General features: G+C 74.1%; 26 protein-coding genes. 13 read left to right on the forward strand and 13 right to left on the reverse strand.

The window, feature by feature from the left end; all coding sequences use genetic code 11:
• Window positions 1-212: 212 nt before the first annotated feature.
• The gene (locus ACIQAC_RS25255; protein ID WP_402194355.1) at window positions 213-623 is read right to left on the reverse strand and encodes a rodlin; all 411 of its coding nucleotides are present in this window, start codon (window positions 621-623) and stop codon (window positions 213-215) included.
• 288 nt (window positions 624-911) lie between these two features.
• Between ACIQAC_RS25255 and ACIQAC_RS25260 the strand changes: the two genes are divergently transcribed.
• The 3 genes from ACIQAC_RS25260 to ACIQAC_RS25270 all read left to right on the forward strand — a co-directional run bounded on the left by ACIQAC_RS25260 (window position 912) and on the right by ACIQAC_RS25270 (window position 3,244).
• Window positions 912-1,325, forward strand: a complete 414-nt coding sequence (locus tag ACIQAC_RS25260; RefSeq protein WP_402194357.1) for a rodlin — start codon at window positions 912-914, stop codon at window positions 1,323-1,325.
• A gap of 306 nt (window positions 1,326-1,631) precedes the next feature.
• On the forward strand, window positions 1,632-1,859 hold the full coding sequence (chpD, locus tag ACIQAC_RS25265) for a chaplin ChpD (RefSeq protein WP_402194358.1): 228 nt from the start codon (window positions 1,632-1,634) through the stop codon (window positions 1,857-1,859).
• A gap of 119 nt (window positions 1,860-1,978) precedes the next feature.
• Window positions 1,979-3,244 carry a chaplin gene (locus ACIQAC_RS25270; RefSeq protein WP_402194359.1) on the forward strand — a complete coding sequence of 422 codons (1,266 nt, stop codon included), beginning with the start codon at window positions 1,979-1,981 and terminating at the stop codon, window positions 3,242-3,244.
• Window positions 3,245-3,340: 96 nt separating this feature from the next.
• Here the strand turns inward: ACIQAC_RS25270 and ACIQAC_RS25275 are convergent, their stop codons facing one another.
• Together ACIQAC_RS25275 and ACIQAC_RS25280 are read right to left on the reverse strand one after the other, a co-directional pair.
• On the reverse strand, window positions 3,341-4,630 hold the full coding sequence (locus ACIQAC_RS25275; RefSeq protein WP_402194361.1) for an FAD-dependent oxidoreductase: 1,290 nt from the start codon (window positions 4,628-4,630) through the stop codon (window positions 3,341-3,343).
• Complete coding sequence (locus ACIQAC_RS25280) at window positions 4,627-5,898, reverse strand: ATP-grasp domain-containing protein (RefSeq protein ID WP_402194362.1); 1,272 nt, start codon at window positions 5,896-5,898, stop codon at window positions 4,627-4,629. The genes ACIQAC_RS25275 and ACIQAC_RS25280 overlap by 4 nt, the downstream gene beginning before the upstream one ends.
• A 175-nt stretch (window positions 5,899-6,073) precedes the next feature.
• Between ACIQAC_RS25280 and ACIQAC_RS25285 the strand changes: the two genes are divergently transcribed.
• Window positions 6,074-7,477 (forward strand): glycoside hydrolase family 26 protein, encoded by a 1,404-nt coding sequence (locus tag ACIQAC_RS25285; RefSeq protein ID WP_402194363.1) that lies wholly within the window; start codon window positions 6,074-6,076, stop codon window positions 7,475-7,477.
• 34 nt (window positions 7,478-7,511) lie between these two features.
• Here the strand turns inward: ACIQAC_RS25285 and ACIQAC_RS25290 are convergent, their stop codons facing one another.
• From ACIQAC_RS25290 to ACIQAC_RS25330, 9 genes are read right to left on the reverse strand one after another with little or no spacing between them, the layout of a single operon-like run.
• The gene (locus ACIQAC_RS25290) at window positions 7,512-8,624 is read right to left on the reverse strand and encodes a GNAT family N-acetyltransferase (RefSeq protein ID WP_402194492.1); all 1,113 of its coding nucleotides are present in this window, start codon (window positions 8,622-8,624) and stop codon (window positions 7,512-7,514) included.
• A gap of 50 nt (window positions 8,625-8,674) precedes the next feature.
• A complete protein-coding gene (locus tag ACIQAC_RS25295; RefSeq protein ID WP_402194365.1) occupies window positions 8,675-9,328 on the reverse strand; it encodes a lipopolysaccharide biosynthesis protein in 654 nt (217 codons plus the stop codon).
• Complete coding sequence (locus ACIQAC_RS25300) at window positions 9,328-10,488, reverse strand: glycosyltransferase (protein ID WP_402194366.1); 1,161 nt, start codon at window positions 10,486-10,488, stop codon at window positions 9,328-9,330. Before ACIQAC_RS25300 ends, ACIQAC_RS25295 begins: the two co-directional genes overlap by 1 nt.
• 1 nt (window position 10,489) lies before the next feature.
• Window positions 10,490-11,245 (reverse strand): polysaccharide deacetylase family protein, encoded by a 756-nt coding sequence (locus ACIQAC_RS25305; RefSeq protein WP_402194367.1) that lies wholly within the window; start codon window positions 11,243-11,245, stop codon window positions 10,490-10,492.
• Window positions 11,229-12,914, reverse strand: a complete 1,686-nt coding sequence (locus ACIQAC_RS25310) for a lipid II flippase MurJ (RefSeq protein WP_402194368.1) — start codon at window positions 12,912-12,914, stop codon at window positions 11,229-11,231. The genes ACIQAC_RS25305 and ACIQAC_RS25310 overlap by 17 nt, the downstream gene beginning before the upstream one ends.
• On the reverse strand, window positions 12,911-14,230 hold the full coding sequence (locus ACIQAC_RS25315) for an O-antigen ligase family protein (protein WP_402194370.1): 1,320 nt from the start codon (window positions 14,228-14,230) through the stop codon (window positions 12,911-12,913). Before ACIQAC_RS25315 ends, ACIQAC_RS25310 begins: the two co-directional genes overlap by 4 nt.
• 4 nt (window positions 14,231-14,234) lie before the next feature.
• Window positions 14,235-15,668 carry an exopolysaccharide biosynthesis polyprenyl glycosylphosphotransferase gene (locus tag ACIQAC_RS25320; protein WP_402194372.1) on the reverse strand — a complete coding sequence of 478 codons (1,434 nt, stop codon included), beginning with the start codon at window positions 15,666-15,668 and terminating at the stop codon, window positions 14,235-14,237.
• On the reverse strand, window positions 15,665-16,834 hold the full coding sequence (locus ACIQAC_RS25325; protein ID WP_402194374.1) for a glycosyltransferase: 1,170 nt from the start codon (window positions 16,832-16,834) through the stop codon (window positions 15,665-15,667). The genes ACIQAC_RS25320 and ACIQAC_RS25325 overlap by 4 nt, the downstream gene beginning before the upstream one ends.
• Window positions 16,835-16,885: 51 nt before the next feature.
• Entirely contained in the window at window positions 16,886-17,974 is a 1,089-nt protein-coding gene (locus tag ACIQAC_RS25330) for a DUF3344 domain-containing protein (RefSeq protein WP_402194375.1), read from the reverse strand.
• A gap of 236 nt (window positions 17,975-18,210) precedes the next feature.
• Here ACIQAC_RS25330 and chpG point away from each other — a divergent pair, with 236 nt between their 5' ends.
• The 8 genes from chpG to ACIQAC_RS25370 all read left to right on the forward strand — a co-directional run bounded on the left by chpG (window position 18,211) and on the right by ACIQAC_RS25370 (window position 23,317).
• Window positions 18,211-18,450 carry a chaplin ChpG gene (gene chpG, locus ACIQAC_RS25335; protein WP_402194377.1) on the forward strand — a complete coding sequence of 80 codons (240 nt, stop codon included), beginning with the start codon at window positions 18,211-18,213 and terminating at the stop codon, window positions 18,448-18,450.
• A 158-nt stretch (window positions 18,451-18,608) separates the two neighbouring features.
• On the forward strand, window positions 18,609-19,319 hold the full coding sequence (locus ACIQAC_RS25340; RefSeq protein WP_402194378.1) for a hypothetical protein: 711 nt from the start codon (window positions 18,609-18,611) through the stop codon (window positions 19,317-19,319).
• 272 nt (window positions 19,320-19,591) lie between these two features.
• Window positions 19,592-19,879, forward strand: coding sequence for a hypothetical protein (locus ACIQAC_RS25345; RefSeq protein WP_402194379.1), 288 nt, complete (start codon window positions 19,592-19,594; stop codon window positions 19,877-19,879).
• Between the two features lie 246 nt (window positions 19,880-20,125).
• Window positions 20,126-20,623, forward strand: coding sequence for a DUF5949 family protein (locus ACIQAC_RS25350; protein WP_402194381.1), 498 nt, complete (start codon window positions 20,126-20,128; stop codon window positions 20,621-20,623).
• Window positions 20,623-21,240, forward strand: coding sequence for a vitamin K epoxide reductase family protein (locus tag ACIQAC_RS25355; RefSeq protein WP_402194383.1), 618 nt, complete (start codon window positions 20,623-20,625; stop codon window positions 21,238-21,240). Before ACIQAC_RS25350 ends, ACIQAC_RS25355 begins: the two co-directional genes overlap by 1 nt.
• Before the next feature lie 140 nt (window positions 21,241-21,380).
• Window positions 21,381-21,896: a hypothetical protein gene (locus tag ACIQAC_RS25360; RefSeq protein WP_402194384.1), complete on the forward strand. Its 516-nt coding sequence runs from the start codon at window positions 21,381-21,383 to the stop codon at window positions 21,894-21,896.
• Window positions 21,897-21,996: 100 nt separating this feature from the next.
• On the forward strand, window positions 21,997-22,467 hold the full coding sequence (locus tag ACIQAC_RS25365) for a tyrosinase family oxidase copper chaperone (protein WP_402194386.1): 471 nt from the start codon (window positions 21,997-21,999) through the stop codon (window positions 22,465-22,467).
• A complete protein-coding gene (locus tag ACIQAC_RS25370; protein ID WP_402194387.1) occupies window positions 22,451-23,317 on the forward strand; it encodes a tyrosinase family protein in 867 nt (288 codons plus the stop codon). Before ACIQAC_RS25365 ends, ACIQAC_RS25370 begins: the two co-directional genes overlap by 17 nt.
• A 125-nt stretch (window positions 23,318-23,442) precedes the next feature.
• On the opposite strand, the gene ACIQAC_RS25375 is transcribed toward ACIQAC_RS25370, so the two are convergent.
• A complete protein-coding gene (locus tag ACIQAC_RS25375) occupies window positions 23,443-23,745 on the reverse strand; it encodes a chaplin (RefSeq protein ID WP_402194388.1) in 303 nt (100 codons plus the stop codon).
• A 186-nt stretch (window positions 23,746-23,931) separates the two neighbouring features.
• On the opposite strand from ACIQAC_RS25375, the gene ACIQAC_RS25380 reads away from it, so the two are divergent.
• Window positions 23,932-24,558, forward strand: a complete 627-nt coding sequence (locus tag ACIQAC_RS25380) for a DUF2087 domain-containing protein (protein ID WP_402194390.1) — start codon at window positions 23,932-23,934, stop codon at window positions 24,556-24,558.
• The last annotated feature ends 8 nt before the right edge of the window (window positions 24,559-24,566 follow it).

Genomic DNA, 24,566 nt, shown 5'->3' on the forward strand with positions numbered 1-24,566 from the left:
GCTCGCACCGGGGTTTGGGTTGCGGGCTTTGCCCCGATTGGCCCAGTGCGTTCCCATGATGGGATGAACGCCCGGCGCGGAGTTCACGCGGGCAGTTCGGCCGCAACGGCAGCGGGCCGCCGGAGAACACCGGCGGCCCGCTGGTCAGGACTGGAGACACAGCCCCCAGGGCTCGGGGAGGAACCCGTTCAGAACGCGGAAGGCGTTCTGGGTCAGTGGTTCTCCTCGCCGTTACCGGCGAGCACGGAGATGTCCTGGAGGATGTGCGACAGCGGCTCGTCGCCCTTGGCCTGGGTCGAGTTCTCGACACACTGCTGGTTCTGCGGGGCCGACAGGATCGGGATGTCCTGGACGGCGACCGGCACGACACCGACCAGCGAGCCGACGTTGGCCTTGGCGGGCAGACCGATGCAGGGCTTGTTGAACGAACCCTGGATGAGCGCCATCTGCGGGCTCATGTTGCCGTGGGTCGCCGAGTTGCCGAACGACTGCATCGCGCCGTTGCCGCTGGCGGAGGTGGTGCCCTCGTCGTTGCCGATGGCGAGCGCCTGCGGAGCGACGGCAGCGGAAGCACCGACGACGGAAGCGGCGACCGCGGCGGTAGCCAGAACCTTCTTGATCACTTGCTAGTCCCTTCTGGAGAAACCCCGTCCACCGGAGCGTTCTGGTCAACTGCCGACAGCCCGCTTGGTTGCCCCCATTCACTCCGATGGCGCACAGTGCCCACCCGGTTCCGGGCCCCCGCGAATCCGGCCCCGGCGTGAATACGCCGAGGCCGCGAGCACCGTACGGGTGAAAGCCCGCAACCAAACGCCGTGCCCCGTGTTGATGCGGAGGCAGGAACACGCGTCGTGACCGGGCCGGAAAACGTGCGGCCCGGAACGGGTGTCCTCGTCGGAAAGGAAACGGAAATGCTGAAGAAGGCAATGGCCGTGGCAGCGGTCGCCGCCTCCGTGGTCGGAGCGACGGCCGTGGCCGCGCCGCAGGCGCTTGCCATCGGTGACGACAGCGGCACCACGTCCGCGAGCGGCAACGGTGCCGCCTCGTCGTTCGGCAACCAGGTGACCAAGGGCAAGATGAGCCCGCAGGCCACCCTGGTGCAGGGCTCGGTCAACAAGCTCTGTGTCGGTCTGCCGGCCAAGGCGAACGTCGGCCCGCTGCTCGGTGTGCTCGTGCCGGTCTCGGTCCAGGACATCCCCGTCCTGTCCGCCCCGCAGAACCAGCAGTGCGCCGAGAACTCCACCCAGGCGAAGGGCGACGAACCGCTGTCGCACATCCTGGACGACATCTCCGCGCTCTCCGGGAACGGCGAGGGCAGCGGCTGATCCAGCGCCGCACGAAATCCGTCCGGACGGTCCGTCAACTCTCCCCGCGGGCCGTCCGGGCGGATTCTGCTGAATAACCGTTCGCTGCTTGCGTTGTGCCAAACAGGCGAAGCGTTTCCGCTCTTCTGCGTCATTACGTCAATGCGGACAAGGCGTTCGAGTGAATTACCCCGCGACACACGTTCCGGAGTTTCCTGAACTGTCTATCCCTCGTTCTACAGCCTGCCGGTCATGGTGCGAGCCGCCCAGTTGTGCTCGCTCGGTTTCGGCCGTCAAAGGGGCATGACCGCAGAGAAGGGAAAGTCCATGAAGAAGACCGCTGCCGTGTTCGCGGGCGCGATCCTCGCCCTGGGCGGGGCCGCCCCGGCGTTCGCCGACTCCGGTGCCGAGGGCGCCGCGATCGGTTCTCCGGGCGTTCTGTCCGGCAACGTCGTCCAGGTACCCGTTCACATCCCCGTGAACGTGTGCGGCAACAGCATCAACGTCATCGGCCTGCTGAACCCCGCGTTCGGCAACGAGTGCGCGAACGACTGACGACGTAACGCACCAGCCTTCCGGCTGCGCCTCGGCCGGCCCTGGACCGCTCCGTTTCCGGTCCGGGGCCGGCCTTTTTCCCGAACTCTGCAAGCTCTGCGAGCAGGAAGAGAACGAGATTGCGACAGACCCTGAGCAGGTCAATGGTCGCGGCCGCCGCCGCGACCGGCATTCTGTCCCTGTGCGGGACCCCGGCCGTCGCCGACACCACCGTGGCCGGTGCCGCGGAGGGATCGCCCGGCGTGCTGTCGGGCAACAACGTCGAGGTCCCCATCACCGCCCCGGTGAACGCGTGCGGCAACAGCGTGGACCCGGCGGGTGCGCTGAACCCCACGTTCGGCAACTCCTGCGGTACTGAAGCCGGTTCGATCCGGCGTAGCGCCGCGGTGCCGTCGGCCTGGCACGACGGCGGCTTCCCGGGCGCCCCCGACGGCGACTTCGGCGACTTCGACATCGACTCCGGACACCAGGGCCGCGACACCGGGTACGGCCACGACTCCGGGCGGGACGACCGGGGTGCGCCCGGCCCGCAGGGCATGTCGGCGCATGGTGAGACCGAGGGCTCCCCGGGCACCGTCACCGGCAACAACGGCGGCGCCCCGGCCGACGTCCCCGTGCGGACGAGCGGCAACACCGCGAACCCGGTCAGCGGCCTCAACCCCGCGTTCGGGGGCGGGCGGACGCCGGAGAAGCAGCCCGCGGACGAGCCGGTCCGCGGCGGCGAGCGGCCTTCCGGCAGCCAGGTCGACGACCACCCGTCCAAGGAGGGCAGCGCCAAGCCCTCCAAGCAGGTCGACAGGCCCGCGGGCGGCTACGGGGACGAGCCGTCCCACAACGACGACGAGCCGTCCGGCGGCTACGGCGACCAGCCCCCCGGCTACGGCGACCAGCCCCCCGGCGGCGGCGAGCACCCGCCCGGCGGCGAACAGCCTCCTGGTGGCGAACAGCCCCCTGGTGGTGAGCACCCGCCCGGTGGTGAGCAGCCTCCTGGTGGGGAACACCCGCCTGGTGGTGAGCACCCGCCCGGTGGGGAGCAGCCTCCCGGAGGTGAGCAGCCCCCCGGTGGTGGCGAACAGCCGCCCGGCGGCGGGGAGCAGCCTCCCGGTGGGGAACACCCGCCCGGTGGTGGCGAACAGCCCCCCGGTGGTGGTGAGCACCCACCCGGTGGCGGGGAGCAGCCCCCCGGTGGTGGTCACCCGCCGAACGGCGGGGAGCAGCCTCCGAACGGTGGTCATCAGCCGCCCGGTGGTGGGGATCACGGGCAGCCGCCCTCCCTGCCGCACACCGGCAGCGAGGCCATGTGGGGCGCTTCGGCCGCCAGTGCCGCGCTGATCGCGGGCGGGGCCGTGCTGTACCGGCGAGGCCGGGCCGCGTCCCGTCGGTGACGCGCCGGGCGCGCGACATCGGAACCCGAGGGCATCCGGGCCCCGGACGACAGCGGATCGTCGTCCGGGGCCCTCGCATGTACTGGCTCGCATGTACTAGGTGGTCCGCGAGGCCGCCTCGCGGGCGGGCGTGCCGCCGGGGGCCGGAACCAGGCGCTCGTACGGACGCGCGCGCAGTCGGCGGTGGACGCCCCGGACCAGGGTGCGGGCCGTGAAGTGGGCGCCCTGGACGAAGCGCATCGCCGGGCCGAAGCCGGACGCGGTGACCAGGCCCGCGAGGAAGAGCCCGGGGTACGACGACTCGAAGTCCCGTCCGACCCACGGTGAGCCGTCGGGTGTGGTCGCCAGCGCGCCGCGAAGGTCGTCGCCGAGCAGGGTCAGCCGGTCGGCGCGGGGGCGGAAGCCGGTGGCGGCGACCACGTGCTGGGTGTCGAAGGAGTGGGACGGCGAATCGGCCCTGGGCGCCGGGTCGTTGAGGTGGCGCACCACCTCCAGGCGCACGCCGCCCGGTACCGTCCGCGCCGCCTCGATCTCGTGGCCGAGCAGCACCTCCACCGAGGGTTCCACCCGGCTGCGGACCCACCACGCGCCCGCCGGGCCCAGCGCGGTCGACGCGATCCGGGTCCGGGTGGCCTCCGGGAGGCGGCGGAAGAGGCCGGGGTGATCGGCGTAGAGCCGGTTGCGCCAGCCGCAGCCGAGGGCGGTGTGCGGGGAGCGGGCCGCCTCCCACCAGGGGCGGCGCAGCGGTGGCGGGACGTCGTTCCAGTGGAGCCGGTCCGCGCGGGCCAGGATCCGTACGCGGGTGCCCTGTTCGGCGAGGAGGGCCGCCGTCTCCAGGGCCGCCTGGCCGCCGCCGACGACCGTGACGTCCTGGCCGCGGAAGTCGTCGAGGTGGCTGTGGGCGCTGCTGTGCGTGACACGGGCGGGGTCGAGACCGCGCAGGGCCGCCGGGAGTTCGGCGAAGGGCAGCACACCGACCGCGAGGACGACCGTACGGGCGTACAGGGTGCGGCCGTCGTCGGTGACCGCCTCGAAGCCGCCCGGCGCGGATGTCAGCCGGACCACGAGGTGTTCGTCGACGTCCGGCACGGCGTTGCGCGCGAACCACAGGCCGTACTCGGCGAACGTCTCGACCGGGACGGGCTCGCCGTGCCGGGCCGTGCTGCCGTGGCCGGCGCAGTAGGTGCCGAGGCGCCAGCGGCGGGCCGGGTCGGAGAGGTCGGACGCCCACGGCTCGGACTTGAGGAACATGCCGCGCGGCATGTGGTCGCGCCAGGACGCCATGGGCCGGCCGAGGACCCGCAGGGACAGCCCGGCCGCGGCGGCGTGCGACGCGATGGACAGTCCGTACGGGCCGGCGCCCACCACCAGCAGGTCGTACCTCAACAGCTGCTCGCCTTCTCGTCGTCGGAGTGGTCGGTCAGGGTGGCCGGCGCGGTGGCCTGGCGGACGATGCGGGGGTGGGGCGGGTCGGGGTCCGGGGCGGTGACGCGGTGCCGGATCCTGCGGGCCACGTGCCGGCTCCACTGGGCCCACAGGGCGCGGCCCGGTGCCCGGTCGTCGGCGGCGTACCAGGCCTTCTCCCGTCCGGCGGGGGACGGGCGCAGGGCGGCGAGCGGGGCGTAGTTCTCCACCACGAACGTGCGGCCCGGCAGGGGTGCCGCCGCGGGCAGCGGACGGTGGGTCAGGTCCAGGTGCAGGGCGCGTACGACGTCCAGGCCGGTGCCGTCGGCGAAGAGCCGGAACTGGGCGCCGGGGCGCGGGTTGAAGTCGAGCAGGTGGTAGCGGCCGGTGCTGCCGCAGCGGCGGAAGTCGAGGTCGAGGATGCCGCGGTAGCCGAGCGCGGTCACCAGCCGGTCGGCGATCTCCTGCACCCGCGGGTTGGGCGTCCACTCGCCGACCGCCGTCAGGCCCGCGCCGCGCGGCCAGGCCAGGAGCTTGCGGCCGGTGCCGCCGCCGCGCAGCACGCCCGTACGGTCGGCGTGGCCGTGGCAGAACCAGTCGCGGTCCTGGCCCGGCGGCAGGAACTCCTGGAGCAGCAGCCTGCTGCCCGCCTCCGCCGCCCGCTCGTACAGCTCGCGCACCTCCCGCGGGGAGCGCACGACCACCGTGCTGCGCAGCCCGCCGCCGGGCGGCAGCAGCCACGGCCGGCTCCATTTGGCGACCACCGGAAGGCCCAGGCGCCAGGCGGCGCGGGCGGCCTGCTCGGCGCTGTCGGGGACCAGCGTCGTGGGGTGCGGGATGTCGAGGGCCGCGCACAGGGCGGCCAGTTCGGCCTTGTCGGCGACCCGTTCGGACAGCGCGCCGGGCAGCGCGGGCAGCAGACAGGCGGGCGCGAGCGCGTCACCGAGACCGCCCACCGCGACCGCGCTCGCGTCGTCCATCGGGATCAGCACGGCGGGCCGCGCGACCCGGGCGGCCACCCGGCGCAGCACCAGCGCGATGTCGTCCGGGGACGCGCCGGGCGCGGGGGGCGGATGGACCCCGGCGACAAACCGGGACGCGCCCACGGGACTTCCGGCACAGTCGGCCACCACGTGCACGTCCACGCCGGCCCGGCCGAGGGAACGGATCGCGCCGAGCGTTCCGTGGTGGAAGGGGTTCCGGTCGATCCGCAGCAGGACGGCGGGGACACGGGTGTCGAACAGCGACACGGGCACTTTTCCTTCGGTCGGTTTCACCCGTGCGGGCGAGCGGGGCACTCGGACGCCGCAACGGCGGTGGCGTGGGGCACTTTCATATGACTGAGTGTCAGTAGGCGTAATGCGGGCGGTATGAGAAAGCACGTCAGAATTCCGCGGCAGCGCGCGCGTGGAGAGAGGAGCAGGCATGGCCCCACAGCAGCAGCGACGGTCCCGGTCCCAGCGGCTGGCCCTCGTCGCGGCGACGGTCACCGCGACGGCGGTCCTCGCCTCCGGTCCGGTGTTCGCCGCGGGACTGGGGGTGGTGGTCGTCGCCGACCCACCCGCTCCGACGCCCGCCGTACCGGCACCCGAGGTGAGCGGACCGGCCCCGTCCCCGGGCGCCGCCGCCCCCGAACCGCCGGCCGTTCCCGAACCGCCCGCCGCGCCGGCCGTCCCGCCGGTGCCGGAGCCCGGGACACCAGCCGGCCCGGACCAGCCTGCGGGCGGTTCCGCCGTGCCGCCCGGCCTGCCGCCGGTCGATCCGTCCGCCGTTCCGCCGGCGAAGGACCTGCCGGCCTTCGGCGCCTATCTCGACTACGGGCCGCGCGGGGTGGCCCGCATCGCCGAACTCAGCCGCTGGCTGGGCGGCGCCGACCTGCGGGTGGGCCACACCTACCTGCCGGGCGACCTGTGGTCCAACATCGAGGGCCGGCCCGGTTTCCTCGACGTGTGGGCCGACTGGCGGCGCAAGAAGGACGACCGGATGTTCGTCCTCAACGTGCCGATGGCGGAACGCAACGAGGCGGGTGTCCCGGACGCCGAGGTGCGCCGGCTGCTGCGGCAGGGCGCGGCCGGGGAGTTCGACCACCACTACCGCGCCCTCGCCGAGCGTCTTGTCGAGCTGAAGGTGCCGGACACGGTGATCGTGCTCGGCTGGGAGATGAACGGCATCACCTACACCCACCGCTGCGGCCCGGACCCGGCGGCGTGGAAGCAGTACTGGAACCGGATCGTCACCGCCATGCGCGCCGTGCCGGGCCAGAAGTTCAAGTTCGACTTCACACCGACCCGCGGCCGGGACGCCGTCGCGTGGACCCGCTGCTATCCGGGCGACGACACCGTCGACATCATCGGAATGGACTCCTACGACCAGCCGTCGGGAATCACCTTCGACGAACAGATCAAGGAGCCCTACGGACTTCAGGCCCACGTGGACTTCGCGAAAGCGCGCGGAAAGCAGATCTCGTATCCGGAGTGGGGGCTGTTCCGCAACGGCGACAACGCCGAGTACATGCGGCGCATGCTGGCCTGGATGGACGAGCACAAACCGCTCTACAACACGCTGACCGACTACTGCCCGCACGGTGTGTGGCAGTGCGGGCAGAACCCCAGGGCGTCCGAGATCTACCGCAGTGTGCTCACCGGACGGGACGCCCCGGAGCCGACGCCGAAGCCGACCCCCGAACCGACCCCGAAGCCCGAGCCCACGCCCCAGCCCACGCCGACCAAGCCGGCGAACTGTTCGCCGCTGGAACTCGGCGACTGGGTCGAGCACTGGCTGGGCGGCAAGCTCTGCGTCCGTCTGGACTGGTGGTCGCGCGACAAGTGAGCCGTAGGTGAGCCCGCGGTGGCGGCAGGCCCGTTCAGGACCTGCCGCCACCGTCGCGCTCCTTCCAGCGCAGCAGCAGCTCCTTGCCGCGCCGGCGGGCGGTCGCGTCGGCGAGGGCCGCCGCGAGGAGCGGGGCGGTGTGCCGGCGGGCCAGCAGCAGCCGCCGGTTGACGACCGGCTGTGGCCGCCAGTGGTGCTTGTACGGCTCGTTGCCGCGCAGCAGGCTCAGCGTGGCCGGACCGCCCGCCGCCCGCAGGTGTTCGGTGCACGCGTCGAGCAGCATCACCGCCACGTCCGCCTTGCGTTCGCGCAGCCGGGGATGGGCGCCGTACAGATAGCCGCCGGTCAGCCGGCGGGACATCAGGGTCAGGTCGACGGCCACCACGTCGTCGTCGAGCCGGAACTCGGTGACGATCGCCTCGCCGGAGCGGACCATCGGCCCCACCGAACGCACCAGGTGCTCGCAGAACCGGGGCTGAAGATGCTCGGTGGTCACCTTGCGGCCCTGCCACTGGAGCCGGTGCAGCTCGATCAGCCGGCGCAGCGCCCCGTCCACCTCGTGCGGGTCGACGACATGGCGCCGGACGCCGAGCGTCTCCAGCTTGCGCAGCTTGGCGCGGGCCCGCTGCTGGGCCTTCGCGGACGGCAGCCGGGCGACGAGTTCGTCCATGGGTACGGCGGGCAGCTCCAGGCACACCGAGTCGTCGACCCGGCGCCGCGGGCCCGGCCAGCGGTCGTAGACCCGCTCGACGGCCGCCCCCGGGCGCACCTCACGGAAGTCGAGCAGCGCGGTCCGGGCGGCGGTGGTGAGCGCGGCGGCGAGGGCGTCCGCCGCGGCGGGCCCGTGCTCGTCGTCCAGCAGAACGTCGCCGTAGTCGGAGATGGCCCCGCCCAGCGGGACCAGGGCGGGCAGCGGCCGGTGGACGCGCATCAGGGGCGCCGCCCCGACCAGCCGGCCGCCGGTGCGCACCAGGACAAGGCGCAGCCGCCCCGGCCTGCCGTACGACAGCCACCACGAGTGCAGCCAGGCGTGACCCTGGAACGGGGTCGCCGAAGCACACCGCCCGTACAGTCCCCGCCAGTCGGAGGCCAGTGCGGCGAACGCGTCGGCGTCGGTGACCAGCTGGGTGGTGTACGCCGGTGCCACGGCGGGCGGGGCGTGGACGGCGCCCACGGGGGCCGTGTCGTACGTCGGCTTCACAGCCGCCCGTTCGCGTCCGCCGCCACCGCCGGGCCCGGTACCGCCGGGCGGCCGGTGTCCTCCGTCGCGCGCCGCGGCCGGACCAGCAGGGCGAGACCGCCGAGCAGGCCGCCCGCGCTCGCGCCCACCAGACCGGTCATGGTCGTCGTCGCCGAGGACGGCTCGGTGGGCTTCACCGCCCGCGCGAACTGCTGGAGTTCGACGTGTGTGGCGTTCTCGCTGTCGCTCGCGTGTCCGGTCAGCGCCCGCGCGACCGCGTTGGCCATGTCCGCGGCGGTGTCCGGGCGCTCCGAGGTGGCGGTGATCGCGACCATCGGCGCGTCCGGCGAGGTCGCCGTCGTCACGCTGTCCCGCAGGGTCCGCACCGGCACACCCGCCCACACCTGCGCGTCCCCGAGCACCGCGAGCTGGGTGGCGACCCGGCCGTAGGCCTGCGCGAAGCCGAGCGCGGACGCCGGGTCGGACTTCTCGGTGGGGACGGCGACGACGTAACTGGTCGCCGCGTACGTCGGGGTGCTGAGCACTCCGTAGCCGCCGCCGATCAGCCCGCCGGCCAGGACGCCGGCCGCGAGCAGGGACCAGGGCGGGAGCGCCCGGGTGCGGGCGAGGAGTTCGGTCGCGGGGCGCGGCCGGGTGGAGTGGTCGGTCATCACGGGCTGACTCCCTGGGCTGACGGTGACGAGGGGGACTGGAGCGGGGCGGCCACCGCGCCGGCGTACACGTCCATGAGCCGGTCGGCGCTGCGGGTGATGCAGTAGTGGCGGGCGGCGTCGGGCGTGGCGCGCGGTCGCGGGGGGTGCGTGCGGACCTCGGCGAGGGTGCCGGCGAAGGCACCGGGATCGCAGGTCACCCGCCGCACGTCGGCGGCGGAGTGCGCGGGCAGGTCCTCGATCGCCGGGCAGGACACGTAACGCACCGGCAGCCCGGACGCCAGCGCCTCCACGGCCGCGAGCCCGAACGCCTCCTCGGGCGACGGCGACACGAGCACGTCCATGGCGGACGCGAGGGACGGCAGGTCGGGGCCCGGGGTGCCGTCGGCGATGTAGGGGCGCTCGCCGGCGAACAGGATCCGGTCGGCGACGCCCGCCTCGTGCGCGGTGCGCCGCAGCACGTTCTCCTCCGGGCCGCCGCCCACGATCAGCAGCCAGCTGTCGCGGGGGAGCCGTGCCATCGCGCGGACGGCCACGTCGAAGCGTTTGCCGGCGGTGAGGCGGCCGATGGCGCCGACGACGAACGCGTCCTCGGGCAGCCCGAGGCGGCGCCGCGTCTGGTGGCGCCGGAGCGGGTCGAAGCGGAAGCGGTCCAGGTCGATGCCGTTGGGCACCACCTCGATCCGGGGCGCCGGCACCCCCCAGCGCATCAGCCGCTCCCGGACCGTCGGCGACACGGCGACGGTGGCCCGGCCGAGCCGCTCGCTGGCCAGATACAGCCCGCGCACCCCCGCGGTGAGCCGGCGGCCCTCCATCTGGGACTCGCCCAGGGAGTGTTCGGTCGCCACGATCGCGCGCACGCCGGCGATCCGCGCGGCGAGCCGGCCGTAGACACAGGCCCGGTACAGATGGGTGTGCACGAGGTCGTAGCCGCCGGAGCGGATCAGCCGGACCAGCCGGGGGAGCGCGGCCAGGTCACGGTTGCCGGCCATCCCGAGGTGGGTGACGCGGACCCCGTCGGTGACGAGTCCGTCGGCCACCGCGCCCGGGTTGGTGAGCGTGACGACGTCGGACTCGACGGGCAGATGCTTCAGCAGCAGTCGCAGCTGCTGCTCGGCGCCCCCGACACCGAGCCCGGTGATGATGTGCAGCGCCTTCACCTCAGGCCCCCGCCACCGGACGCCGGCGCAGCCCGTGCAGCCGGTACTTGAGGAACAGGCGTACGGCGTTGTCGTTCTGCCCCACGTGGGCGCGGGGCAGGGCGTGCGGGCCGGTGAGCGCGCCGGGGTCGATGGCACAGCCGTAGGCGTAGCCGGCCTCGCGGACGGCGTCGACCACGCGGGCGTCGATCGTGCCGTACGGGTAGCAGAACCCGGCGACCTGGGTGCCGGTCAGCTCCGAGAGCAGCGCCCCGCTCTCCGCGACCTCGGCCTTGAGGGTGAGGTCGTCGACCCGGGTGAGGTCGAGGTGGGTCAGGCCGTGCGAGCCGATCTCGACGCCCGCGTCGGCCGCGTGCCGGATGCCGTCCGCCGTCAGCAGCGGCTTGCGCGGTCCCAGCGGGTCCCAGGCGTTGTCGCCGCCGAGCCGGCCCGGCAGTACGAACAGCGTGGCGCCGAAGCCGGACCGGCGCAGCACCGGCAGGGCGTGGTCGAGGAAGTCGGCGTACCCGTCGTCGAAGGTCAGCCCGACCAGGTCCCGGCCGCCGCCCCGGGACCGCGCGGCGAGCAGCTCGGCCATGGACACCCCGCGCAGCCCGCGCCGCCGCAGCCACGCGAACTGCCGCTCCAGCCGGTCGGGGGTCACGGTGATGCGGTACGGGTCGTCGGAGCAGTCGCCCACGGAGTGGTACATCGCCACCCAGGGCAGCGGGCCGGGGCGCGGCACGGTACGCGTGCCGGAGTCAACGGGAGAGCGCATGTCGAAGCCTTCGGGTCGCGGAACGTACGGAACTCACTGCGGGTGCGCAGCCCTGGGCGCCCAGGGCCGCACCGATCAGGACGAAGACGACGGTGACGACCACCGCGCCGGCCAGCAGGCCGAGCAGCGGTGACCCGGGCAGGCTCGCCGCGAACGCCCCGGCCGCCGTCGCCACCAGCGCCGCGCGCACCGGCCGGCTCAGCTCGGCGAGCACCGCCCGCCGGCGGATCGGCACGACCCCGCGGGAACGGGTGCCGGCCAGCAGCAGTACGGCGGTGACGGTGATGCCGGCCGCGTTGGCGGCGGCGATGCCGGACACGCCCCACGGGCCCACCGCCCAGGCGCCGATCCAGGCGGTCGCGACGATGCCGAGGGCCATCGCGCCCAGCGGGTACCAGGTGGGGCGGCCCGAGGAGAAGTAGGAGCGGATCAGCGCGCCGACGAGGGTCTGGGCGAGCAGCCCGAGCGCGTACACCCGCATCACGGAGGCGGTGACCGCGGTGTCGGCGGCGGTGAACGCGCCGCGCTGGAAGAGCAGTTCGACGATCTGCGGGGCGCACGCGACGACCGCGGCGCCGCCGAACAGGACCATGCAGGTCGCCAGCGCCAGATCCCGCTCCACCCGCGAGCGGGCCCGCTCGGTGTCGCCGTCGGCCAGCGCCCGCGCGACCACCGGGAAGGTGACCGTGACCAGCATCAGCGACAGCGTCATGGGGATCTGCGCGACCTTCTGCGCGTAGTTCAGGTGCGAGATCGCGCCGGACGGCAGATGCGAGGCGAGGAACCGCTCGATGAGCACCTGCGACTGGCGGCACAGCGCGAACAGCAGGATCGTCGCCACCAGCGCCAGCCCGACGGCGGGCTCGGGCTCGGCGGCCCCGGCGGGCGGCCCGGCCGGCCTCCGCCCGCGCAACTGCCGTACCAGTGACGGCACCTGCACGGCCACCATCAGCAGGCTGCCCACCGCGACGCCGATCGCCGCCGACCGCACACCCCAGTGCCCGCCGAGCACGAACATCGCGGTGATGATGCCGGTGTTGTAGGCGACGTAGATCGCCGCCGGTGCCAGATAGCGTCGGTGCGCCCGCAGCGCCGCGCTGCAATACCCGGCCAGCCCGAACCCGATCACACAGACCGCGGCGAGCCGGGTGCAGTCCACGGCGAGCGCGGGGTCGTCCAGGCCGGGCGCGAGGGCCGCCACCAGATACGGGGCCGCGGCCACGACCACGGCGGCCACACCGGCCAGCACCAGCGTCAGCCGCGGCAGCGTCCGCGCGACGAGCGCCCGCACCGGATCGCCGGCCGCGCCCCGCGCCCGCCGGGCCAGCGCCAGACTGAACGCCGGGATCAGCGCGAACGCCAGCCCGTCCTCGATCAGCAGCGTCGACGCGAACTCCGGCACGGTCCACGCGACCAGGAACGCGTCCGTCTCCGCCCCGGCCCCGAACAGCCGGGCCAGCGCCTGGTCCCGGACCAGCCCGAGCACCGCGCCGGCCACGGAGAACGCGGCGGTGAGCAGGGCCGCCCTGGCGAGGAAGTTGCGGGGTTCCTTCGGGAGTTCGGCGGGCGGGGTGCGGGCGGCGGGTACGGCCGGCTGCTCCCCCTCGGCCAGGTCCCCGACCTGTTCCTCCGGGGGTACCCGGGGTGCGTCCGGAGGCGTCACCGTCATCGTGCCCCGGCCTCCCCGGGCCGGGCGGACTCCTCGCCGCCCACCAGCCCCCACCACGCCGCGAGGCCCAGGCACACGGCGGTCAGGACCGTCGAGGGGCCGCCGATGTCGGCGTACACGAAGTCCGTGAGCTGCCAGACCAGCAGGCCGCACGCGACGAGCGCGCAGTCCTGGCCGCGCCCCCGCCGCCGGGCGAGCACCAGCCCGCGCAGCGCGCACACCAGCAGCGCCAGCCAGCAGCCCGCGAGGGCGACCAGTCCGACCAGACCCTGCTCGCTGAGGACCAGGAGGTACATGTTGTGCGGGGAGAGCAGCGGCTGGCGGGTGAAGGACGCGCCGGCGCCGTCGGTGTCGCTGGCGGCGGACAGCGCGAGGGAGGCGTGCGCGTCGCGGTGTTCGGGGAAGCCCTTCAGCCCGACGCCGGTCACGGGCTGTTCGCGCCACATGCCGGCCGCCGCCGCCCACATCGTGTATCGGTCGGTGACCGACTGGTCCGGCGCGTCCGTGACCTGCGTGATGCTGCTGATCCGCTCCTGGAGCATCGTCGAGCCGACCCCGAGGCCGCCGACCAGGACGACCCCGGCCGCGAGGAGCACGGCGCCCACGTTCAGCGCCCGGCGCAGCCCGGAGAGCACCAGCTGGACCGTGCAGGCCACGGCCGTGGCGATCCAGGCGCCCCGGCTGAAGGACAGCGCGAGCGGCAGCAGCAGTACGAGCGCGCAGCCGGCGGCGAGGGCCCGCTGCCGCACCGGGCCGCGGCCCAGCGCGAGGCCGACCGCGCAGACCAGACCGAAGGACACCACGGTCGCCATTCCCATGACGTCCTGCGCACCGAAGGTGCCGACGGCCCGGATCAGCCGCCCCTGGTAGGAGGCGCCGGTGCCGGTGACGTACTGGTGGACGCCGACCGCGCCCTCCCACCCGGCGAGCGCGACGAACGCCCAGGCCAGCAGCCGGAAGTCGGACCGGTCCCGGATCAGCAGCGCGACCGCCGCCGGGACCAGCACGAACACCTGGAGATAGCGGCCGAACCCGGTCAGGCCCGCGCCCGCCGAGGACGCGCCGACCGCGGCCACCGCGAGCCCGACGACCGGCAGTCCGAGGACGAGGGCGGCCCTGCGGGACAGCGGGCGCCGGCGCTGCCGCAGCAGCCGGACCGCGCAGAATCCGACCACGAGCGCGGAGACCGCGTCGGCCGGGCCGGCGCCGCCCCCGGCCCCGGCCGCGACCGGCAGCCCGAGCAGGGCGACGACGGCCACCACCGGCCACACCGGCGAGACCGGCCGGCGTCCCGGCAGCGGGAGGGCGAGAGTCATCCGGTCAGCTCCCCGTCGGCTTCACGAGCGCGGCGGCCGTGCGCAGCAGGATGCAGACGTCCTGCCAGAGGGACCAGTTGTCGATGTACGCGTTGTCGAAGCGGGCCCGGTCCTCGATCGAGGTGTCGCCGCGCAGCCCGTGGATCTGGGCCAGTCCCGTGATGCCGGTCTGCATCCGGTGCCGGGCCGCGTAGCCGGGGTAGGTCTGGCTGAACTGGGCGACGAAATAGGGGCGTTCGGGGCGGGGGCCGACGAGGCTCATGTCGCCCCTGACCACGTTCCACAGCTGGAGCAGCTCGTCGAGCGAGGAGCGGCGCAGCACCCGGCAGAACCACGGCATGCCGTGCTCGTTCGCCACGCTCCACCGGGTCGCCGACTCGTGCTCGTCGACCGGGCGGTGGGTGCGCAGCTTCAGCAGGGTGAAGGGGCGGCCGTCCTTGCCGATGCGCTCCTGCCGGAACACCACACCGGGGCCCTCGCTGAGCCGCAGCACCACGGCGCACAGCAGCAGCAGCGGGCTGACCAGGAGCAGCGCGGTCCCGGACACGGTGATGTCGAGGGCCCGTTTGCCGAGGCTGCCGCGCCGCCCCGAGCCGAGCTCCAGGCGCCGGCAGGAGAACCCGGCGAGCTGCTCGCGCGCCTCGTACGACGGCGAGTCGGCGTCCAGCTCCCACAGGGCGCACCCCGACTCGGCGAGCGCCCGCAGCAGCGGCGCCTGTCCGGTGCGTACCGCCGGATCGACGGTGAGGATGTCCCGTACGCCGTTCTGGATCAGGGCCCGCTGCACCTCCTCGCCGGTGGTCAGCACCGGCAACCCCTCGGCGCTGTCGGGGAGTTCGGAGACGATGCCGACCGGGTGCACCCCGCATGCCGGGTGGCGCAGGACCGCGGCGGCGACCCGCTGGGCGGTCGGGGCGGGGCCGACGACGAGCGCGGCCCGCGGCCGTCTGCGCAGCAGTGTGCGGCGCCGCCAGTGCACCAGGGCGCGCCCGGTGCACGCCGCGGCCGACTGCACGGCGAGACCGAGGGCCAGGGTGCGGACGGACAGCGCGTGGTGCGGGGCGTAGGCGGCGACGGCGGCGGCGATGCCGAGCCAGGCGGCGGCGATCCGGCCGCAGACGAGGGGCAGTTCGTCGAGGACGCCCTGGAGCCGCCGGGGTGGCCGGTGCGGGCGCAGCAGCATCGACGCGGCGACCACCAGCGCGGGCAGGATCGGCCGGTGGCCGACGAGCGCGAGCGCGCCCAGCAGGGCGGCGGCGCCGTCCGTGAGCAGCAGCGGCACCGGGGCGAGCGGGCGGGCCGGGGGACGCCGGGCCGGCATCCGGAACCCGCCGTCCCTGCGGTGCGGCGACAGGACCGAGCCATGGGGGAAGCCGTGCTCCCGGGGCTGTGCGCCCGGGGAGGGGACAGGACTTTCGGCAGTGCTTTCGGCGGTCACGAGTGGATGGACTCCCTGTACTCGGGGGGAGCGACACGCTCCGCCTCACCGGTGCCGAGGAGTTCGCCGTACACCCGGGCGACCGTCTCGGTCATGTGGCGCACGTCGTGCGCGGAGAGAACGTGCCGGCGGCCGCGGGCGCCGAGGCCCTCGCGCAGCAGCGGGTCGCGCAGCAGCGCGGCGACGGCACGGGCGAGCGCGGCCGGATCCTCCGGCGGTACCAGACAGTGCGGGGCGAGGCCGGGCGGCAGGCTCTCCCGGGCGCCGTCGACGTCCGTCACCACCACGGGCCGCCCGCACGCCATCGCCTCCAGCGGCGCTAGCGCCATGCCCTCCCAGCGCGACGGCAGGACGACCAGGTCGGCGGCCTGGTACCAGGGCGCGGCATCGGCGACGGCCCCCGCGAACAGCACCGACTCCGGGGCGCGCAGCCGCGGCCGGTCGGGCCCGTCGCCGACCAGCACCAGCCGCGCTCCGGGCACTTCCTCCCGTACGGCGGCCCAGGCGTCCAGCAGGACGTCCTGCCCCTTCTGCCGGCACAGCCGCCCCACGCACACCACCAGCGGGGCGCGCGGGTCGTCGAGGGGCAGCAGCGCGGACCGTACGGTGTCGACGGCGGCGGGGTGGAAGCGGCCGGTGTCGACGCCGTTGGGGACGACCGCCCACTGGCCGGCGATCCCGGCCGCGACGCCGGTCTCGCGCTCGGCCTCGCTCACGCACACCGTGCGGTGTGCCCAGCGGGCCGCGTACCGCTCCCAGCGCAGCGCCAGCGCGGCGGTGGCGCCGCCGACGGCCTCGAAGGACCAGGCGTGCGGCTGGAACACGGTGGGGATCCGGCCGCGTACGGCCAGCCTTGCGGCGAGCCCCGCCTTGGCGCTGTGGGCGTGTACCACGTCCGGCCGAACACTTTCGATCAAATGAGCGACGGCGCGCACCTCACGCGGGAGCGCGGGCCCCGGCGCACGCGCGGCGCGCCAGGGGCGTAAGCCCGCGCCGAGCGCCCCCAGTTGAGCCGCGAGCGCCCCTTCCGGGCAGCCGACCGTGACCTGGAATCCGGCGGTCAGCTGAGCCCGCGTCAGATCTGTCACGACGCGGGCTACGCCGCCGTCCACGGGCTGCGTCAGGTGCAGGACGCGCGGCCGTCGGTCGGGTGCTGACTGGTGCATTGCGCGGTTTCCTCGCTCACGGGTGGCGCTGGGTACGGGCGGGAACGCGCCTCAGGCGTCGACGGCGACGAAGAGCACGCCGGCCCATGCCGCGTCCTGCTGGGAAACGAGCCGGAAGGCCAGCTGGTCACCACCCCGCCGCAGCGCCGCGCCGAGTTCGAACACGTCGGAGTCGTAACCGAGGGTCTGCGCGTACGCCGGAAGGCGCGCACCCGTCGCGCCGGTGACGGTGGAATTCAGGACGTCGTCACGCGGGTTGGCCCCGTCGGAGAGATGGCTCGGCGCCCGCCGGTCGGCGGAGACGGAGAGCGAGTCACCGGCCCGGCCCCGGTCGCCGTTGTAGGCCACGAGCCCCGCTTTCCCGGTCGCGCCCGCCGGGACGCGCAGCCCCCGGATCCGGATCTCGTGCCCGGCCCGGTCGAGCGCCTCGAAGCCGTCCCACAGGGCCAGCCGGCGCAGCGGCTCGGCCGCGTTCTCGTAGGCCACGACCAGCGTCCAGCCGCCCCACGCCCCGGCCGCCGAACGGCCCATCGCCACATTGACCTGAGCCACCGTGTACAGCCCCGCGCCGCTCTCGCGCACCAGCCGGGTGACGTCCGCCGAGGCCTGGAACGCGTCGGCCCCGTGCGCCACCCGGTGCCCCACGACGCTGTCGGCGAGCACCTCCTTGTAGGCGCCGCCGGGTTCCGCGACCAGCACCCGCCCGTTGTCCTTCGCCGGCTTCTGCTCGCCGACGCGCAGATTGCCGCCCCAGTACAGCCGCGCGTACGTCACCCGGCCGCCGGCGGGGAGGCGGACCTCGGCGCGGGAGGAGTTGTAGGTGTTGGGGTCGGTGTCGACGTCGACGTAGAACATGTCGAAGTCGCCGTTGGCGGCGGCCCGGCCGTCGCGGGCGCCCAGACAGGGGGCCGACGCCGCGGGTGCGCCGGACGTGCGGCAGCTGATGGAGGTGTTGGCCGCCCGGACGAAACCGCCGTGCTGTACGGCGCGGTGGCGTTCGGCGAAGGTGAGGCGCTCGGCCTCGGCGGCGGGCGGGACGACCGCGCGGGCGCCGCCCGGCACCCAGAGCGCGGCGAGGGCGAGAAGGCCGACCGTCGCACGACGCAGCAGCGGACCCGAAAACCCAGGGAGGGGGGACATGACCGCAGTGCCCTTTCATGCGATTTGCGTGCTATAGGGGTACGTCGGATGGTCCGCAACTCTAGCCGCTATCCGTATTAATCCATCGAAAGCCGACATGTGTGTCGGAACGGTGAAGCGGCCTCTTTGGTGACATCACTCCATTGGCCGCACAACCCGGGGGAGCGTGGTGCGTTGACACAGCGCCGGGCATCCCGCCCGGATGTTTGTGTCAACCCCAAGAGGAGCACCTCTCCATGTCGCGTATCGCGAAGGGCCTGGTCCTGACCTCCGTTGCCGCCGCGGCTGTCGCCGGTGGTGCCGGCGTAGCCGCCGCCGACAGTGGCGCCCAGGGCGCGGCCGCCCACTCGCCGGGCGTGCTGTCGGGCAACGTCGTCCAGGTCCCGGTCCACGTTCCGGTCAACGTCTGCGGCAACACCGTGAACGTCATCGGTCTGCTGAACCCGGCGTTCGGCAACACCTGCGTCAACGACTGAGGTCACGACGCGCCTTCGCAGCCGGCCGTGCTCCCCCTCGGGGGAGGGCGGCCGGTTCGCTTTTGCCCCGAATGGGGGCGGGCGGTTGCAGAGTGCGACGATCGCTCACACGGTGGAGTCAAGAGTCAAGGCTCGACGCACCATCGAAAGGAACCCCCATGCGTGGTCTGCCCGTACGGCGTATCGCGTCCACCGCACTCTGTGCCGCCCTCGTCCTCGGGATCGCCGGACCCGCGGTGGCCGCGGAGCGCGACTCCTCGGACGCGCGCGTCCATACGGCGTCCCAGGCGCCCGTCCCCGGCGCGGACGCGCTGCTCACCCAGACCAAGACCCTGGGCGACCTCGGTGGTGTGCTCACCCCGGTCACCCAGCTGCTCTCCACGGTGCTCAACGCCGACAACGGCCAGCTCACACCGGCTCAGGCGACCGACCTCGGCGACGCGGTGAAGGACGCCATCGCCCAGGTCACCGCCGCCGCCCCGGCCGCCCCCGCCGCGCCCGCCGCCCCGGCCGTCCCGCCGGTCGGTGCCCTCCCGGCCGCGCCGGCCCTGCCCGCGCTGCCCGGCCTCGGCGCCGCCCTCACCCGGGCCGCCGACGACGCCAAGGCGCCCGCCGACGTCACCGACGACGCGCTCGCCGCCCTTCAGAAGGCCGTCGCCGACCTGCTCGCCGCCGCCACCTCCCTCGACGTCGGCGCGGTACTGCCCGCGGCCACCGCCACCGTCACCGGCCTCGTCAACCTGGTCGCCGCCCTGCTGCTCGGCGGCGGACTGCCCGCCCCGGACCTGGCCGGCCTGCCCGCACTGCCGGCCCTGCCCGCGGGCGCGCCGAGCCTGCCCGTCGCCCCGCCCGCCCTGCCCGTCTCGTGACCCCCGTGTGCCGTCCTGGGATCAGGGGCGGCGCCTGAGGCGAAGCAGTCACCACCCCGGTCGTCGTGCCGGCCCCAGGACCTTCCTGGTGGCCGGCACGACGACCGTCCGCGTTTTCCGGAACACGCTCTCGCCGCGCACACGAATCCGGTCCGGTAATTCAGGCGGGCTCATATGACTTCTCCGGACGGAGTTTCCGCACCGGCCGGGGATCGTTGGACACGGTGTCAGAATTCCCTGTGGTGACCCGAGTTGCCCAAGAAAGGAACACGATGAAGTCCCTGAAGGCTGCCGCTGTCGTTGCCGGATCCGTGGTCCTCGCAGGTGCCGCCGCGCCCGCGTTCGCCCACAACACCGCCGACCTCACGCCCACCAGCCTCACCGGCGCGGTGAACACGCTCACCAGCGGTCGCCTGACGCCCGCCGACGCGATGCCGTTGCAGCACCAGTCGGACGCGCTCGACACCGAGAACAAGGACTCCGTGCTCAACACCGTGAAGGGCGCGACCACCACCCTCAACAAGGGCGGACTGCTCGGCGGACTTCCGCTCCAGAGCTGACCTTTCCGAAAGGCCGGCGGCGCGGGACGACGGCCGTACGGAGTCACGCAATTCACGAAAGGGCCGATTCCATTCCCCCGGAATCGGCCCTTCGTCATTCGCCCGCATATCCAACCGGCCGCCGGAACGGGCCTGTTCGAGCCCGGGGCGGCCGGCGTCCCTCGTTCGTGTGGAGCCGGGGCGGCCCATCGCCCGGTCGGGTGACAACCGGAGGGCCCCGTTCGGCTGCGTGGATAGGGTCGCGCGGTGACCACAACCCCCAACGAAACCCGCCCCTTCCGCCCCGCGGACCTCGGCACGCTCGTGGTGCTGGCCTGGAGCGGCGAGGCCCCCGACGGCGACATGCCCTATCTGCTCGCCTACTCCCTCGGCGACGCGGCCGACGGGCCCGAGGCCACCACCGCCGCCATCGAGCGGCTGCTCTCCGACAACGACATGCCCGTCGGCGGCGACCTCGTCGACGGCCACGCCCGGCCCAGCCTCGCGGTGAGCATGCTCGTCGAGGCCGGCCAGGCCGTCGTCACCATGCCGCACCTCAACGCCCAGGTCACCCCGCCCCCGGAGTGGCTCGCGGCGGTCGGCGAACGCGGCTTCGCCTACTTCGTGTTCACCACCCGCCCCTGGCCCGAGGCCGAGCCGGGCAAGCCCGTCGCACCCGAGGCGCTCGCCGCGTTCGCCGGCGCCGAGGAGACCCTCAACGCGGCCACCCACGTCGTCCTGCCGGCCCGCAGCCTGCGCAGCTGATGACCACGGCCGCGGGACGGCCCGCGTCCGCGGTGACGCGCGCCGCGGGCGCCGGCCGCGCACTCGCCCTGCTGCTGGTGCTGACCGGGGCGGCCGGGCTGCTGGCCTCCTGGGTCATCACCCTGGACAAGTTCAAGCTCCTGGAGGACCCGGACTTCACCCCCGGATGCAGCCTGAACCCGGTGGTGTCCTGCGGCAGCGTCATGGAGAGCGACCAGGCCGCGGCCTTCGGGTTCCCCAACCCGATGCTCGGCCTGGTCACCTACGCCGCCGTGGTCTGCGTCGGCGTGAGCCTGCTCGCCGGCGCCCGGTTCCCCGGCTGGTACTGGCTCACCCTCGACGCCGGCTGTCTCTTCGGCGTCGGGTTCGTGTCCTGGCTCCAGTTCGAGTCGCTGTACCGGATCAACGCGCTGTGCCTGTGGTGCGTCCTCGCGTGGATCGCCACGATCCTCATGTTCTGGTACGTCACCGCCTTCGCCGTGGACCACGGGTTCCTGCCCGCGCCGGGCTGGGCGCGGGCGGTGTTCGCCGAGTTCACCTGGGTGATCGTCGTGCTGCACCTCGGCGTGATCGGAATGCTGGTCCTGACCCGCTGGTGGGACTTCTGGACAAGCTGAGCGGCGCTCGGCCGACGAACCGACTATCCCCCCGTCCCACTACTGCGGCAGCCGGGGGATTCTTGCGCTGGTGGTGACGCCGGGATCGTTACGCGATACGGACGTTGAGCCCCCGAACCCGGAAAGGGACCGTACCCGACATGAAGCAGAGCACCCGAGGAACCCTTGCCGCCGTCGTCACCGGCGTGGCCGCCGTGGTGGGCGCCGCCGCCTCCCCCGCGGCCGCGGTCGAGACGGTGCCCGTACCCGTGCCGCTGAACGGCCTGGAGAACTCGCTGAACATGGAGCTGCCGAAGCTCGGCGGCGAGGTGCCGCTGCCGGTGCCGGGCGCCCCCGAAGGCCCGCGGTACGTCGAGGGCCGGCTGATCCCCGAGCGCACCCTGCCGCAGCTCCCGGTCACCGCCGGACTGCCCGGCGCCGGGCTGCGCGCCCCGCTGCCGCACATCCTCGGCGACGACTTCGACCACGTCGGCGTCGAGGCGCCCGCCGCCGACGTGCGGACCCTCGCCCCCGGCCTCAGCGTCGACGCCCCGCTCACCCCGCCCAACCCGGACAACTACGGCCTGCCCGGCGCCAAGCTGCCCCAGGTCGGTGTGCTCGCGCCGGTGCTCCAGACCGTGCCGGGCGCGGAGCTCGTGATGGGCCCGGGTCTGTAGCACCCGGACCCCTTCGCACGGCCCCCACGGTGACCGTGTGCCCCCTCGTGCGGTTAGCGGTACCGACACAGCCGTACAGCAACCGGACGAGGAGCACACCATGGTCGTCAGCGTCGGCGGGGTACCGGTCGGAGCGGAGCCGGGGCCGGCGAGAAGACACAGACCGGGGCGGGCGCGCGGGAGCCGGCGCGACCTGCTCCGGGCGCTGCTCGCCCCGGCCGGCGCCCTGGTGATCGCGCCCCTCGTGGCCGCGTCCCGGCCCGCCCGGCCGGGCGACCCGCCCCCGGACCTCGCCTTCGACGAGGTCCACCGGGGCCGCCGCATCCGCGGCGTCCGCACCAGCGCGGGCCGTGCGCTCGGCGCCGGTGACTGGCACGTCACCGTGGACGGCCGCGCGCTGCATCTGATGCGCCGGGCCGACGGCACCTGGCTGAGCATGCTCGACCACTACCGCTCGTACCCCACCCCCCTCGAAGCCGTCCGGGCCGCCGTCGACGAACTCGGCCCGGGGGAGCGGCTGCGCGAGAGCGGCCACGCATCGCAGGGGGGACACCATGGCGTACACGCGTAAGGACGTCAGCACCCTGACGGCCGGTGAGAAGCGGCGGTTCGTCAAGGCGCTGCTGGAGCTGAAGAGGCGCGGCGAGTACGACGAGTTCGTCCGCACCCACATCGAGTACTACGTCGCCGACGGCGACGGTGGACTGCGCACCGCCCACATGGCGCCCTCCTTCCTGCCCTGGCACCGCCAGTTCCTGTTGCAGCTGGAGGACGCGCTGCGCCGGATCGACGACTCCGTGTCCGTGCCGTACTGGGACTGGACGCGCGACCGAACCGCGAAGTCCGCGCCCTGGACGAGGGATCTGCTCGGCGGCACCGGGCGGGCCGGCGACCGGCGGGTCATGGACGGGCCCTTCGCGTACGGGGAGGGCAACTGGACCCTCAAGGAGGGCGTCACCGACGGCGCGTACCTCACCCGGGACCTCGGCCGGGTCAGGGAACCGCTGGAACTGCCCACCAGAAGCGATGTCGAGTGGGCCCTGAAGGACACCGCCTACGACGTCTCGCCCTGGGACTCCACCGTCACCCGCGGCTTCCGCAACAAGCTGGAGGGCTGGGGGACCGGGCGGGGCGCGCCCTCCTGGCGCAACCACAACCGGGTCCACCGGTGGGTCGGCGGGGCCATGGTCGGCGGCGCGTCCGTCAACGACCCGGTCTTCTGGATGCACCACGCCTACATCGACCTGCTGTGGTCGCGCTGGCAGCAACGCCACCGCGAGCACCGCTACCAGCCGGCGAAGCCACCCGCGCCGGGCACCGCGCAGTACCGCCGGGTCGTCGCCCGGCACGAACCGCTGCCGCCCTGGGACCTGACGCCGGACCAGCTGGAGGACCACGCGCGGATCTACCGCTACGGGTGAGCGGTCGGCCGGCTCGCGGGCCGCGCGGCCGGTTGCGGACAGGGGGAGAGCCCCGGCGCTCGGAGGTGCCGGGGCTCTCTGGTGCCGTACGGCCGGGGAGCCGTACTGGGCGGGGTACGGGCTGTTCAGCCGCCGTAGCCGTAGCCGCCGTGGTGGTCGCCGGGCTTGCCGTCGTCCTTGTGGCCGTCGCTGACGTTGGCGCAGGTGTTGCCGAAGGCCGGGTTCAGCAGGCCGATGACGTCGACCGTGTTCCCGCACACGTTGACCGGCACGTGCACCGGAACCTGGACGAGGTTGCCCGACAGCACACCCGGCGAGTGGGCGGCCGCGCCCTCGGCGCCCGCGTCCGCCACGGCCATGCCGGTTCCGCCGAGGACCACGGCACCCGCGCCGAGAGCGATCCCGGCGGCCTTCGCGATGCGAGACATCACGTTCTCCTTACTGACTCGGTGAGTACGGCGGCAGGACACGCCACCGGACTTCTCTTCAACGCCGGGGACGGGGGCTGGTCACGGCGGGAGCGCGCGGATCACCCTTTCCGAACAGCGGACGGCCCGTCCGGGGCCGCGGAAAACCCCTCGGCCCGCGGTGAACGGCTCGGCTAGCCTGCGGCCATGGCGACTTCAGCAGACGCGGACCGACTGATCTCCCTCCTCGCGGACGAGAGCCGGGCGCGCGCCTTCGCCGCCGTGGCGCTCGGCGCCGGCACCTCCGAGGAGGTCGCCGAGCGGGCCGGACTGTCCGCGCGGGACGCGGCCGCCGCCCTGCTCCGGCTGTGGATGCAGGGTGTGGTGGCGAACGGCGAGGACGGGCGGCTCGCGGTCGTGTACGAGACGTTCCGCGCGGCTGCGGCGGCCGGACGCGGCGGACAGGAGGCGGACGCGGAGTCCACCGAGGGCTCTGCGGGCGCCGGGGGATCCGGGGGTTCCGGGGGTTCCGGGGGTTCCGGGGACTCCTCCGGGGAGGACGCGAAGACCGTGGCCACGTTCGTCCGGGACGGGCGGCTGCTGCGGCTGCCGGCGCGGTGGACCCGGAAGAAGCTGGTGCTCCAGCACATCGCCGAGCTGGTCTTCGAACCCGGCGTCGGCTACCCCGAGCGGGAGGTCGACGAGCGGCTGCGGGCGCTGTGCGAGGACGGGGAGACCGACCATGTGACGCTCCGGCGCCATCTTGTGGACCTCGGTCACCTGGACCGCAGTGACGGGATCTACCGGCGGCCCGCCGAGCCCGGCGCGGCCTGAAGTCCGCT

Origin of the sequence: Streptomyces sp. NPDC088387, assembly GCF_044753385.1 — a bacterium.
Taxonomy (GTDB): domain Bacteria; phylum Actinomycetota; class Actinomycetes; order Streptomycetales; family Streptomycetaceae; genus Streptomyces.